This is a genomic window from Pseudomonas sp. BP01 (assembly GCF_022760795.1).
Taxonomy (GTDB): domain Bacteria; phylum Pseudomonadota; class Gammaproteobacteria; order Pseudomonadales; family Pseudomonadaceae; genus Aquipseudomonas; species Aquipseudomonas putida_Q.
On record NZ_JAFBKA010000025.1, the window covers coordinates 47,491 to 60,813 of the forward strand.

Annotated in this window: 12 protein-coding genes; 4 read left to right on the forward strand and 8 right to left on the reverse strand. The window is 63.6% G+C overall.

What is annotated here, in order from left to right:
• The first annotated feature begins 35 nt into the window (after positions 1–35).
• Positions 36–551, forward strand: a complete 516-nt coding sequence (locus JOY50_RS20730; protein WP_138737084.1) for a dihydrofolate reductase — start codon at positions 36–38, stop codon at positions 549–551.
• Positions 552–585: 34 nt separating this feature from the next.
• Here JOY50_RS20730 and JOY50_RS20735 read toward each other — a convergent pair whose 3' ends face one another.
• On the reverse strand, positions 586–1,977 hold the full coding sequence (locus JOY50_RS20735) for an L-cystine transporter (RefSeq protein ID WP_019473235.1): 1,392 nt from the start codon (positions 1,975–1,977) through the stop codon (positions 586–588).
• Positions 1,978–2,221: 244 nt separating this feature from the next.
• Here JOY50_RS20735 and JOY50_RS20740 point away from each other — a divergent pair, with 244 nt between their 5' ends.
• The gene (locus JOY50_RS20740) at positions 2,222–3,277 is read left to right on the forward strand and encodes a haloacid dehalogenase-like hydrolase (RefSeq protein WP_138737085.1); all 1,056 of its coding nucleotides are present in this window, start codon (positions 2,222–2,224) and stop codon (positions 3,275–3,277) included.
• A gap of 156 nt (positions 3,278–3,433) precedes the next feature.
• On the opposite strand, the gene ilvD is transcribed toward JOY50_RS20740, so the two are convergent.
• Together ilvD and JOY50_RS20750 are read right to left on the reverse strand one after the other, a co-directional pair.
• A complete protein-coding gene (ilvD, locus tag JOY50_RS20745; protein ID WP_132844925.1) occupies positions 3,434–5,275 on the reverse strand; it encodes a dihydroxy-acid dehydratase in 1,842 nt (613 codons plus the stop codon).
• A gap of 271 nt (positions 5,276–5,546) precedes the next feature.
• Positions 5,547–6,743: a class I SAM-dependent rRNA methyltransferase gene (locus JOY50_RS20750; RefSeq protein WP_132844928.1), complete on the reverse strand. Its 1,197-nt coding sequence runs from the start codon at positions 6,741–6,743 to the stop codon at positions 5,547–5,549.
• Between the two features lie 233 nt (positions 6,744–6,976).
• Here JOY50_RS20750 and JOY50_RS20755 point away from each other — a divergent pair, with 233 nt between their 5' ends.
• Entirely contained in the window at positions 6,977–7,795 is an 819-nt protein-coding gene (locus JOY50_RS20755) for an HDOD domain-containing protein (RefSeq protein WP_169725196.1), read from the forward strand.
• A gap of 3 nt (positions 7,796–7,798) precedes the next feature.
• Entirely contained in the window at positions 7,799–8,611 is an 813-nt protein-coding gene (gene mutM / locus JOY50_RS20760) for a bifunctional DNA-formamidopyrimidine glycosylase/DNA-(apurinic or apyrimidinic site) lyase (protein WP_049276511.1), read from the forward strand.
• Between the two features lie 135 nt (positions 8,612–8,746).
• On the opposite strand, the gene JOY50_RS20765 is transcribed toward mutM, so the two are convergent.
• The 5 genes from JOY50_RS20765 to JOY50_RS20785 all read right to left on the reverse strand — a co-directional run bounded on the left by JOY50_RS20765 (position 8,747) and on the right by JOY50_RS20785 (position 13,243).
• A complete protein-coding gene (locus JOY50_RS20765) occupies positions 8,747–8,998 on the reverse strand; it encodes a YfhL family 4Fe-4S dicluster ferredoxin (RefSeq protein ID WP_016502084.1) in 252 nt (83 codons plus the stop codon).
• A gap of 108 nt (positions 8,999–9,106) precedes the next feature.
• Positions 9,107–9,586, reverse strand: coding sequence for a pantetheine-phosphate adenylyltransferase (coaD, locus tag JOY50_RS20770; protein ID WP_016489662.1), 480 nt, complete (start codon positions 9,584–9,586; stop codon positions 9,107–9,109).
• 111 nt (positions 9,587–9,697) lie between these two features.
• The gene (locus JOY50_RS20775; RefSeq protein ID WP_138737086.1) at positions 9,698–11,296 is read right to left on the reverse strand and encodes a GMC family oxidoreductase; all 1,599 of its coding nucleotides are present in this window, start codon (positions 11,294–11,296) and stop codon (positions 9,698–9,700) included.
• 20 nt (positions 11,297–11,316) lie between these two features.
• Positions 11,317–11,802, reverse strand: coding sequence for a twin-arginine translocation pathway signal protein (locus tag JOY50_RS20780; protein WP_138737087.1), 486 nt, complete (start codon positions 11,800–11,802; stop codon positions 11,317–11,319).
• Between the two features lie 10 nt (positions 11,803–11,812).
• Complete coding sequence (locus JOY50_RS20785; RefSeq protein WP_138737088.1) at positions 11,813–13,243, reverse strand: coniferyl aldehyde dehydrogenase; 1,431 nt, start codon at positions 13,241–13,243, stop codon at positions 11,813–11,815.
• Between the last annotated feature and the right edge of the window lie 80 nt (positions 13,244–13,323).

A 13,323-nucleotide genomic window follows, 5' to 3' on the forward strand; every position in this document is an offset into this window, starting at 1 on the left:
GCATAACCCACACGCCCGGTGCTATCCTCGCTGGCATGAATACATCACTCCCTCTTAGCCTGATCGCGGCTTATGCCGAGAACCGCGTGATCGGCATCGACAATTCCATGCCCTGGCATTTGCCTGGGGATTTCAAGTACTTCAAGGCCACCACCCTGGGCAAGCCGATCATCATGGGGCGCAAGACCTGGGATTCGCTGGGGCGGCCGCTGCCTGGGCGGTTGAATATCGTCGTCAGCCGCCAGCGGGGGCTTGAACTGGCGGGTGCCGAGGTGTTTGCGTCGCTTGAAGAGGCGCTGGTGCGGGCCGAGCAGTGGGCGCGCGAGCAGGGCGTTGAAGAGCTGATGCTGATTGGCGGGGCGCAGCTGTATGGCCAGGCGCTGGAGAAGGGGCTGGTCAGCCGCATGTACCTGACGCGGGTGGAAATGGCGCCGGAAGGGGATGCCTGGTTTCCTGCGTTTGATGAGGAGCATTGGAAGCTGGAGTCGAGTGAGGCACAGGTTGAGGAAGGTAAGCCTGCTTATCACTTCGAGGTTTGGGACAAGGTTTGAGATGTCGGGGGCGCGAAGCGCCCCCGGCGATCTGTCAGGAGTGGCTCAATTCGGCATGTTCATCGCCGGCCAGCACGTCCTTGTCGGTCTCTTTCAGCAGCTGGCTGGTGACCACGCCCGCGGTCATCGAACCGTTCACGTTCAGCGCCGTACGCCCCATGTCGATCAGCGGCTCTACGGAAATCAGCAACGCCACCAGTTCCACCGGCAAGCCCATGGCGGGCAGCACGATCAATGCGGCAAAGGTGGCACCGCCACCCACGCCGGCAACCCCAGCGGAACTCAGCGTGACGATGGCCACCAGGGTAGCGATCCACAGCGGGTCGAAGGTATCGATGCCCACCGCCGGTGCCACCATCACCGCCAGCATGGCGGGATAGAGGCCGGCGCAGCCGTTCTGGCCAATGGTGGTGCCGAACGATGCGCTGAAGCTGGCAATCGACTGCGGCACACCCAGGCGGCGGGTTTGCGCTTCGATGTTCAGCGGAATGCTGGCGGCGCTGGAGCGGCTGGTGAAGGCGAAGGTCAGCACCGGCCACACCTTGCGGAAGAAGCGCAGCGGGCTCACTCCGGTCGCAGCCAGGATCACGGCATGCACCACGAACATCAGCCCCAGCCCCAGGTACGACACCACCACAAAGCTGCCCAGCTTGAGGATGTCTTCCATGTTCGAGCTGGCCACCACCTTGGTCATCAACGCCAGCACGCCATACGGGGTCAGTTTCATTACCACCCGCACCAGGCGCATCACCCAGGCTTGCAGGGTGTCGATGGCCGACAGGGCGCGCTCGCCTTTCTCGGCATCGTCCTTGATCAGCTGCAGCGCGGCCAGGCCGACGAACACGGCGAAGATCACCACGCTGATGATCGAGGTCGGCTTGGCCCGCGCCAGGTCACCCACCGGGTTGCTGGGGATGAACGACAGCAGCAGCTGCGGGATATTGAGGTCGGCGACCTTGCCGGCGTAGTCGCTGTGGATAACCTGCATGCGCGCGCTTTCCTGCACACCGGCCACCAGGCCTTCGGCACTCAGGCCGAACAGGTTGGTGAGCACGATGCCGATCAGCGCGGCGATGGCGGTGGTCAGCAGCAGGGTGCCGATGCTCAGCACGCTGATGCGGCCCAGCGATGAGGCATTGTGCAGGCGCGCCACGGCACTGAGGATCGAGGCGAAGATCAGCGGCATGACAATCATCTGCAACAGGCCGACATAGCCGTTGCCGACCAGGTCGAGCCAGGCGATGGTGGCCTTGAGCACGGGGTGGCCAGCGCCGTAGATCGTGTGCAGGGCCAGGCCGAAGACGACGCCAAGCACCAGGCCCAGCAGTACCTTCTTGGCCAGGCTCCAGTCAGTGCGGCGGGTTTGTGCCAGGCCCAGCAACAGGGCCAGGAACGCCAGCAGGTTAAGAGACAGCGGCAGGTTCATTGAAGCTCCAGCAGAAAAAAGCAGAAGTGGCATCGCCTCTGTGAGCGATTGCGAACGGAAATGCTAACAGCCTGAAAACAAACGAATTTATACCCAAATGGAATTTTCATAGTCGTTTATGGAATAACGAAGTGTCGCGGATTGCAATCAACGCGGCGTTTGCGGCTGTATGGAGGTCGTTATGGAGGGTTGGCAGTGGGGATTGTTGCACTAGCGTTTCTGGGTCATTTCAGGAGATTCGTACATGAAAGTCGCTGTGAAAGCCGCCGCCATCGGCCTGTCCCTGCTGTTCAGTATCGAAACCTTCGCCACCGAGCTCAAGCATTGGCCCGCCGAGGCCGCCAAGCAGCTCGACAGCATGATCGCTGCCAATGCCAACAAGGGTAACTACGCGGTGTTCGACATGGACAACACCAGCTACCGCTATGACCTGGAAGAAGCCCTGCTGCCGTTCATGGAAAACAAGGGCCTGCTGAGCCGCGACAAGCTTGACCCCTCGCTGAAGCTGATGCCGTTCAAGGACACTGCCGAGCACAAGGAAAGCCTGTTCAGCTACTACTACCGGTTGTGCGAAGTCGACGACATGGTCTGCTACCCGTGGGTGGCCCAGGTGTTCTCGGGTTTTACCCTGAAGGAATTGAAGGTGCAGGTGGATGAACTGATGGCGTCTACCAAGCCGATCCCCAGTACTTATTACGAAGGTGACCAGGTCAAGACCATCGAGGTCCAGCCGCCCAAGGTGTTCAAGGGCCAGGCCGAGCTCTACAACAAGCTGATGGAGAATGGCATCGAGGTGTACGTGATTTCAGCGGCCTCCGAAGAGCTGGTGCGCATGGTCGCCTCGGACCCCAGGTACGGCTACAACGTGAAGCCGCAGAATGTGATCGGCGTGAGCCTGCTGTTAAAGGACCGCAGCAATGGCCAACTGACCACGGCGCGCAAGCAGATCAGTGCCGGCCATTACGATGCCAAGGCCAATGAAGGGCTGGAGCTGACCCCGTATCTGTGGACCCCGGCTACCTGGATGGCGGGCAAGCAGGCGGCCATCCTGACCTACATTGATGAATGGAAGAAGCCGGTGCTGGTGGGCGGCGACACGCCGACCAGTGATGGCTACATGCAGTTCCACGGGGTGGATGTGGGCAAAGGTGGCATCCACCTGTGGATAAACCGCAAGGCCAAGTACATGGACCAGCTCAACGGGATGATTACCAGGAATGCGGCGGCACAGGCCAAGGAAGGGTTGCCGGTGACGGCGGACAAGAACTGGGTGATCGTGACGCCGGAGCAGATTCAGTAGTTGTTGTGTTGTCTGTTCCGGCCTCTTCGCGGGTGAACCCGCTCCCACAGGTACTCCACAGAATCTGAAATCAGTGTAGTACCCGCGAAGAGGCCGGAACAGGCATAAAAAAACCGGCACCCAGGGCGCCGGTTCTTCTTTCACGCTAAAAAAGCCTCAGAGCCCTTCCAGCATCGCCTTGTTGCGCACTGCGCCTTTGTCGGCACTGGTCGCCAGCAGGGCGTAGGCCTTCAGCGCGGTGGTCACCTTGCGTGGGCGCACTTCAGCGGGCTTCCAGCCCTTCTTGTCCTGCTCGATGCGGCGCTCGGCCAGCTCTTCGTCGCTGACCAGCAGGTTGATCGAGCGGTTAGGGATGTCGATCAACACCTTGTCGCCATCACGGACCAGGCCGATGGCACCGCCAGCAGCGGCTTCCGGCGAGGCGTGGCCGATCGACAGGCCCGAGGTGCCGCCCGAGAAGCGCCCGTCGGTGAGCAGGGCGCAGGCCTTGCCCAGGCCTTTGGACTTCAGGTACGAGGTCGGGTACAGCATTTCCTGCATGCCCGGGCCGCCTTTCGGGCCTTCGTAGCGGATGATCACGATGTCGCCAGCCTGTACTTCGTCGGCGAGGATGCCGCGCACGGCGCTGTCCTGGCTCTCGAAGATCTTGGCATTGCCTTCGAACACGTGGATCGATTCGTCGACACCGGCGGTTTTCACCACGCAACCGTCAACGGCGATGTTGCCGTACAGCACAGCCAGGCCGCCTTCTTGCGAGTAGGCGTGCTCGAAGCTGCGGATGCAGCCGTTTTCACGGTCGTCATCAAGGGTTTCCCAACGGGTCGACTGGCTGAACGCAGTCTGGGTCGGGATACCGGCAGGGCCGGCCTTGAAGAAGGTGTGCACGGCTTCGTCGTCGGTCTGGGTGATGTCCCATTTGGCGATGGCTTCTTCCATGCTGCGGCTGTGCACGGTCGGCAGGTCGGTGTGCAACAGGCCGCCACGGGCCAGCGAACCGAGGATGCTGAAGATGCCGCCGGCGCGGTGCACGTCTTCCATATGGTACTTCTGGATGTTCGGCGCCACTTTGCACAGCTGCGGCACTTTACGCGACAGGCGGTCGATGTCCCGCAGGTCGAATTCGACTTCGCCTTCCTGGGCTGCGGCCAGCAGGTGCAGGATGGTGTTGGTCGAGCCGCCCATGGCGATGTCCAGCATCATGGCGTTTTCAAACGCCTTGAAGTTGGCGATGCTGCGCGGGAGGACCGACTCGTCGTTCTCGCCGTAGTAGCGCTTGCACAGCTCGACAATGGTGCGGCCGGCAGTGAGGAACAGCTGCTCGCGGTCGGCGTGGGTGGCCAGGGTCGAGCCGTTGCCCGGCAGGGCCAGGCCCAGGGCCTCGGTCAGGCAGTTCATCGAGTTGGCGGTGAACATGCCGGAACACGAACCGCAGGTCGGGCAGGCGCTGCGCTCGTATTCGGCGACTTTTTCGTCGGACGCCGTGGAGTCGGCCGCGATGACCATGGCGTCGACCAGGTCCAGGCCGTGGCTGGCCAGCTTGGTCTTGCCGGCTTCCATCGGGCCACCGGAAACGAAGATCACCGGGATGTTCAGGCGCAGGGCCGCCATCAGCATGCCGGGGGTGATCTTGTCGCAGTTGGAGATGCACACGATGGCGTCGGCGCAGTGGGCGTTGACCATGTATTCCACGGCGTCGGCAATGATCTCGCGGCTTGGCAGCGAGTACAGCATGCCGTCGTGGCCCATGGCGATGCCGTCATCGACCGCGATGGTGTTGAATTCCTTGGCCACGCCACCGGCGCGTTCGATTTCGCGGGCAACCAGCTGGCCCAGGTCCTTTAGGTGCACGTGGCCCGGGACGAACTGGGTGAACGAGTTGGCGATGGCGATGATCGGTTTCTTGAAATCTTCGTCCTTCATCCCGGTAGCGCGCCACAGGGCACGGGCGCCGGCCATGTTGCGGCCTTGGGTGGAAGTCTTGGAACGATAATCAGGCATGAAACACTCCTGGCGGCTTAATCAGGTCACATAAAGGGGAGTGAGCTTCTCTTGTCCTTTGTGCCGCAGGCCGGTTGCCACTGGCACGGATGGGGCCGAAGACAGCACGGGATCGCCGCGTGCTTGGCCAGAGCTCATAAACCCGCCGGGGATGACTGGCGATGAATAGGCCGATTCTACACCGCTGGCGCGGTGAGGGAATGCAGATATGGATGGTTGGCGGGGAGTTTGCAGCAGGAAAGGGCCGCTGGGCGGCCCTTTGTAGCAGATATCAGCTATTTGGCAGCAAGCGGCACGTGATGCTCTTGATGTAGCGGGTTTCGGCGATGGCCGGGTGCACCGGGTGGTCCGGGCCCTGGCCGCCGCGCTCGAGCAGCTGCATGTTGCGGTCCAGGTGACGGGCGCTGGTCAGCAGGATGTTGTTCAGGTCGTCCTCGGGCAAGTGCATCGAGCACGAAGCGCTGACCAGGATGCCGTCCTTGTTGAGCATGCGCATGGCCTGTTCGTTCAGGCGGCGGTAGGCCGCTTCGCCGTTTTTCAGGTCCTTCTTGCGTTTGATGAAGGCGGGTGGGTCGGCAATGATCACGTCGAAGCGCTCTTCGGCAGCCTTGAGCTCACGCAGGGCTTCGAACACGTCGCCTTCGATGCAGGTCAGCTTCTCGCTGATGCCATTCAGTGCCGCGTTACGCTCCACGCCATCGAGGGCAAAGCCCGAGGCATCGACACAGAATACTTCGCTGGCGCCGAACGCACCGGCCTGCACGCCCCAGCCACCGATGTAGCTGAACAGGTCGAGTACACGCTTGCCTTTCACGTACGGCGCCAGGCGCGCGCGGTTCATGCGGTGGTCGTAGAACCAGCCGGTCTTCTGGCCTTCACGCACCGGGGCTTCGAACTTGACGCCGTTCTCTTCCAGCGGCACCCAGTCCGGTACTTCGCCGTAGACGGTCTCGACATAGCGCTGCAGGCCTTCGGCGTCACGCGCGGCGGAGTCGTTCTTGAACAGGATGCCGCTGGGCTTGAGCACCTGCACCAGGGCCGCGATCACGTCGTCCTTGTGCGCTTCCATGGTGGCCGAGGCCAATTGCACCACGAGGATGTCGAAGAAGCGGTCGACCACCAGGCCCGGCAGCAGGTCGGAATCGCCGTAGACCAGGCGGTAGCACGGCTTGTCGAACAGGCGCTCGCGCAGCGACAGGGCGACGTTCAGGCGGTGTACCAGCAGCGACTTGTCCAGCGGCAGCTTGATGTCGCGCGACAGCAGGCGGGCGCAGATCAGGTTGTTGGGGCTGAGTGCGACGATGCCCAGCGGCTTGCCGTTGGCCGCCTCGAGAACGGCCTGCTGACCGGCCTGGAAGCCTTGCAGCGGGGTCGCGGTGACGTCGACTTCGTTGCTGTAGACCCACAGGTGGCCGGCGCGCAGGCGGCGGTCGGCATTGGCTTTGAGGCGAAGGCTGGGCAGGGACATGACGTCGCTCCGGGAAAAAAGAGCGGGAGTATAGCGTGTCTGCGGTGCTTTCGCCTTTAGAGGTGCATCGCCTGGGAGATCGAGCGCCGCGCGGGCGGCGCTCGATTTCCCAGGCGCTGCACCTGTCACGGCGAGCGCAGAGAGGGTTAAAATCCCCGGTCCTAAACGAGTGTGCACGTATGTCCCAAGAACTCAGCGCCGAACAGATCCAGCAAGCCTTGCAAGGCATCACCATCCCGCCGCAACCGCAGATCATGGTAGACCTGCAGTTCGAGCAATACATGCCTGACCCGGATCTGGAAACCATCGCCAAGCTGATTTCCCAGGACCCGGGGCTCTCGGGCGCCTTGCTCAAGCTGGTCAATTCCCCGCACTTCGGCCTGTCCAACAAGATCGGCTCGATCCAACGCGCGGTGAACCTCCTGGGCAGCCGTTCGATCATAAACCTGATCAACGCCCAGTCGATCAAGGGCGAGATGAGCGATGAGACCATCGTTACCCTCAACCGTTTCTGGGATACCGCCCAGGATGTGGCGATGACCTGCCTGACCCTGGCCAAACGCACCGGTGTCCAGGCCGCAGACGAGGCTTACACCCTGGGCCTGTTCCATGATTGTGGCGTGCCGCTGATGCTCAAGCGCTTCCCTGACTACATGGACGTGCTGGTGCAGGCCTATGCCCAGGCCGACGAAGAAACGCGGGTGGTCGACACCGAAAACCGCGTGTTCAACACCAACCATTCGGTGGTCGGTTATTTCACCGCCAAGTCCTGGCGCCTGCCTGAGCACCTCACGGCAGCCATCGCCAACCATCACAACGCCCTGGCCGTGTTCCGCGACGAGAGCGCGCGCAATACCCAGAGCCAGCTGAAGAACCTGCTGGCGGTACTGAAGATGGCCGAGCACATCTGCGCGTCCTACCGGGTGCTGGGCAACCAGGCGGTGGACCACGAATGGAACGTGGTGGGCCCGCTGGTGCTCGATTACATTGGTCTGTCGGAATACGATTTCGAAAACCTCAAACAGAACATTCGCGAGCTGAGCGGGCACTGACACATGCCGGAATTGCCAGAAGTAGAAACCACCCGGCGCGGTATTGCGCCCCATCTGGAAGGCCAGCGCGTCAGCCGCGTGGTGGTGCGCGACCGGCGCTTGCGCTGGCCAATCCCGGAAGACCTGGATGTGCGCCTGTCGGGGCAGCGTATTGTCAGTGTCGAGCGGCGCGCCAAGTACCTGTTGATCAATGCCGAGGTTGGTACGCTGATCAGCCATCTGGGCATGTCGGGCAACTTGCGGCTGGTCGAGCTGGGTTTGCCGGCGGCCAGGCATGAACATGTCGACATCGAGCTGGAGTCGGGGCTGATGCTGCGCTACACCGACCCGCGCCGCTTTGGTGCCATGCTGTGGAGCCTGGACCCGCTGAACCACGAGCTACTGCTGCGCCTCGGCCCTGAGCCGCTGACGGATCTGTTTGACGGTGAGCGCCTGTTCCAGCTGTCCCGCGGGCGGTCGATGGCAGTCAAACCGTTCATCATGGACAACGCGGTGGTGGTGGGGGTGGGCAACATCTACGCCACCGAAGCGCTGTTTGCCGCAGGTATCGACCCACGTCGGGAGGCGGGCGGGATTTCACGGGCGCGCTACCTGAAGCTGGCGATCGAGATCAAGCGGGTGCTGGCGGCGGCGATCGAGCGCGGTGGTACCACCCTGCGCGACTTCATCGGTGGCGATGGGCAGCCGGGGTACTTCCAGCAGGAATTGTTCGTCTACGGACGAGGCGGGCAGCCGTGCAAGGTGTGCGGCACGGAGTTGCGCGAGGTGAAGCTGGGGCAGCGGGCGAGCGTGTATTGCCCGCGCTGCCAGCGGTAAGGCTGGGGGCCGCTTTGCGGCCCAATTCGCGGGTAAACCCGCTCCCACAGGTACGGTGCAGGCCTGTAGGCCAGTTAGTTACCTGTGGGAGCGGGTTTACCCGCGAACAAGGGCGAAGCCCTTGCCAGACGGCGATCAGTCCTTGCCGGTAATCCGGCGGTACTTGGCCATCAGCTGTTCTTCGCTTTCCGGGTGCGCTTCATCCAGCGGGATGCAGTCGACCGGGCACACCTGCTGGCACTGAGGCTCGTCGTAATGGCCCACGCACTGGGTGCACAGGTTTGGGTCGATCACGTAGATCTCTTCGCCTTGGGAGATGGCCTCGTTCGGGCACTCGGGTTCGCAGACGTCGCAATTGATGCAATCGTCGGTGATTATCAGGGACATGGGGACTCCGGCCGGGGCTCATCGCCTGGGCATGTTCAACGCAATGGGCACAATTGTGCCGCATTCGCGCCCGCAGTGCACGCGGGCGCGATAATCAGGCGTTCGGGCTTACTTCTTGAAGCGTTCAGTCAGCGCTTCGGCCACCACCGGGTGGACGAATTTGCTGATATCACCGCCCAGAGCGGCGATTTCCCGGACCAGGGTCGAGGAAATGAACGAATAACGTTCCGAAGGCGTCAGGAACAGGCTCTCGACATCGGGGGCCAGTTGCCGGTTCATGTTCGCCAGCTGGAACTCGTACTCGAAGTCGGACACCGCACGCAGGCCACGCAGGAAGACGTTGGCGCCCTGTTCCTTGGCGAAATGCGCCAACAGGGAGGAGAAGCCGATGACTTCGACATTGGGCAGGTGCTTGGTGACCTCACGCGCTAGCGCCACCCGCTGCTCCAGGGGGAACAGGGGGTTTTTCTTCGGGCTGGCCGCCACCGCGATGATCACGTGGTCGAACAAGCGCGAGGCGCGCTCGACCAGGTCTCCATGGCCTTTGGTAATGGGGTCGAAAGTACCCGGGTACAACACTCGGTTCATCGCGTCATCCTGGCTGGAGTGCGTTGGGGAGTCGGATGGTAGCGCAGCGATTGCGCCCGGCCAAGTCATGCGGCCAGCTGATGGCACTATAGACAGGCGGCATATTCGTTGTCATGCGCTGTGTGCCAGGCGGCCAATCAGGGCTTCGGTGAGCCTGGCGCTGATGGCATACACCGACAGTTGCGGGTTGGCGCCGATGCTGGTGGGGAACAGCGAGCCGTCGTGCACCGACAGGTTTTCCAGCTGGTGATGGCGGCCCAGGCTGTCGCACACGGCCTGGCGCGAGTCTTCGCCCAACGCACAGCCACCCATCACATGGGCGCTGCCCAGGCGCGCCCTGAAGGGCTCCAGGCGCAAGGCGTCGATCATGCCCAGCGCCTGTTCCAGGCTGGAAGCAGCGCTGGCGTCGCTGTGCACGGGGGTCACCTGCATGGCCCCGGCCGCGAACTGGATCTGCGCCATGCTGTGGTAGGCGCGACGCAAGCCGTCGCGCAGGTAGTCGGTGACCGGGTAATCGAGCACCGGTGAACCGTCGCCACGCAGCTCTACGGCGCCACCCTGGCTCTCGGGGTGAAAACCGTCGCGCAGCAGCGCCAGCATTACGTGGGTGTGCGGCAGCTTGGCCATGCGCCTGGCATTTTCGTGGCCGTGCCCACCCAGCAGGGTGCTGGCCAGCGCAGGGTGCAGCGGTGGCACTTCCAGTTTGTAGCCGACCGGGCCATCTGTGCCGCCTTGCCACTGGAAGTGGTCGCTGTAGATGGACTGCGGGGCGCCGTAGTAGGGGTCGATACGGTCTGTGAAACGCGCTGCGCTGAAGTTCACCAGGTGCAGGAACGTGCGTTTGCCCAGGCGGCCATGCGGGTCGGGCGCGGCGGAGCGCAACAGTAGGGCCGGGCTGTTGATGCCGCCGCCAGCCAGGAGGTAATGGCGTGCGCGTACGCTGACCTGCCTGCCGGTGGGATGTACGCCTTGGGCATCCAGGGCCTGGCAGGTCAGGCCCTGGATGCGCTCGCCGTTGTGCGTGAAGCGCTCGGCCCGGGCCAGGTACAGCAGTTCGCCGCCTTGTTCGAGGGTGGCGGGAATGCGCGTCACCAGCATCGATTGTTTGGCATTCACCGGGCAGCCCATGCCGCAGTAGCCCAGGTTCCAGCAGCCACGCACGTTGCGCGGGATCACCGCCCAGCGGTAGCCCAGCTGCTCACAGCCCCGGCGTAGCACGTCGTTGTTGGCATTCGGCGGCAGGGCCCAGGGGGTAATGCCCAGTTCCTGCTCCATGCGTTCGAACCAGGGCCGTAGCTCATCTTCACCCAGCCCAGTCACGCCGTGGGCTGAAGCCCAGTGCACCAGGGTCTGGGGAGGGGTGCGAAAGCTCGAGGTCCAGTTCACCAGCGTAGTGCCGCCCACGGCGCGGCCCTGCAGGATGGTGATGGCGCCATCCTTGCTCATGCGCCCCAAGCCCTCCTGATACAGGCTGGCGTAGGCTTCGCTCTCCAGCAGGTGGAAATCGTTGCTGGTCTTGAGCGGGCCTTCTTCGATCAGCAGCACCTTGAAGCCTGCGGCGCTGAGCATCTGCGCGCTGGTGGCACCGCCGGCACCGCTACCGATCACGGCAACGTCGGCTTCCAGGGCAAGGTCCTGCGCCAGACGCGAAGCGTCATGGGTGATCCAGCCGCGTTCGAGGCCTTGGCGAAACGGGTCGGGGACAGGCATTGGCGATGCTCTTGTTGTTTTCAGATTTTTGGTGGCCCGGGGTAGCCGCAGGCGGCCCAGGACTCGGGGCGTTCGTACCAGGCCATCTGCAGCAACTGCAGCAACGAGGCGTGGCCCATGCGCAGCAGGTTCAGCGAACTGTCCTGCCAACGCTGCAGGAAGGCCGTGACTTGCGCAGGGCTGGCCTTTGCCCAGGCGCCCCAGACACCGGTCAGGGGGCCACGGGTGAGTGGCAGGCTGAGCACGTCGAACAGTTGCCTGGTGAGCGTGAGCATTTCCGGCGACAACGCCGCCAGCTTGTGGTCGAGGCTGCGCAGCACCGGTATCTCGGCGGCCTGCGTGCCAGCCAGTACCACCGGGATCAGCGCCCGCAGCAGCGGCAGGTCGTCATCGCGCAGTACCTGATAGCCCGTCGCCGCTGTTTGTGCGCTGCAGCCAACCAGGCTGGCGCCCGCCAGAAAGGCGCTGGCGCCAAGACTGAAACGCAGCAGGTCGCGGCGGTGCACAGGCCGGCGCTCAGCGGATGAACAGCTTGTAGACCAAGCGCTGCAAGGCTTTGCCATAAGGCGGATAGATCAGCCGTGCGGCGTTGAAACGTTGCTTGGCGAGTACGGCCTTGGCCTTGCTGAAGGTCAGAAAACCGTCGTGGCCATGGTAGTGGCCCATGCCCGAAGGGCCGATGCCGCCGAAGGGCAGGTCGTCCTGGGCGACATGCAGCAGGGTGTCGTTCAGGCATACCCCGCCGGAGTGGGTGTGGCGCAGCACGTACTCCTGGCCGGCCCGGTCATAACCGAAGTAGTACAGCGCCAGCGGGCGCGGGCGCTGGTTGATGTAGGCCAGCGCCTGGTCGAGGCTGTCGTAGGGCACCAGCGGCAGCAGCGGCCCGAAGATTTCGTCCTGCATCACCTGCATGCTGTCGTTCACGTCCAGCAGCAGGTGGGGTGGCAGGCGCCGGCCCTGGCGTGTTTCACCAGGGTACAGGTCAAGCACCTGCGCACCTTTGTCGCGGGCATCGTCCAGCAGGTGGTGCAAGCGCTGCAGTTGGCGGGGGTTGATGATGGCGGTGTAGTCGGGGTTGTCGGCAATGCGTGGGTACAGGCGGCGCACGGCGCGCTGGTAGGCGTCGCTGAAGGCGGCCAGCCGGTCGCGTGGCACCAGCACATAGTCGGGGGCGACGCAGGTCTGGCCGGCGTTCAGGGTCTTGCCGAAGGCGATGCGCTCGGCGGCGCTGCCCAGCGGCACGTCGGCCGACACGATGGCCGGTGACTTGCCGCCCAGCTCCAGGGTGACCGGGGTCAGGTTCTGCGCCGCCGCCAGCATGACCTGTCGGCCCACACTGGTGGCACCGGTGAACAGCAGATGGTCGAAGGGCAAGCGGGCGAAGGCCTGGCCAACTTCTACCTCGCCCAGCACCACGCTGACCAGGTCGGTGGGAAACACCTGCTCCAGCAGGTGTTTCACGGCCTGGGCGCTGGCGGGCGTGGCTTCGCTGAGCTTGAGCATGACCCGGTTGCCGGCGGCCAAGGCGCAGGTCAGCGGGCCGATGGCGAGGAACAGCGGGTAGTTCCACGGCACGATGATGCCCACCACCCCCAGCGGCTGATAACGCACCTGCGCGGTGGCCGGCTGGAAGGCCAGACCGACCCGTCGCCGGCTGGCGCGCATCCAGCGATGCAGGTGCCTTTCGGCGTGGCGCAGGCCCTGTACTGAGGGCAGCAGCTCGGCCAGCAGGGTCTCGTCGGCGCTGCGCCCGGAAAAATCCTCGCTGATGGCCTCGATCAACCCAGCCTGGTTGGCCAGCAAGGCTTCGCGCAGGCCTCTCAGCCATTGCAGTCGCTGGGCCGCCGGCGGCAGGGGGTTGCCGGCGAAGGCCTGGCGCTGGGCAGCGAACATCGCCGCAAGGTCGAGGTCGGATTGCACAGGGGTCAAGGCACTGGGCGCGTTCATGGCGGCGTTTGATCCGGGCAGGAAATGTCTAGAGCCTATACTCTAATCGGGACGATGGTGCGAATTTTTCCGCACCGCCG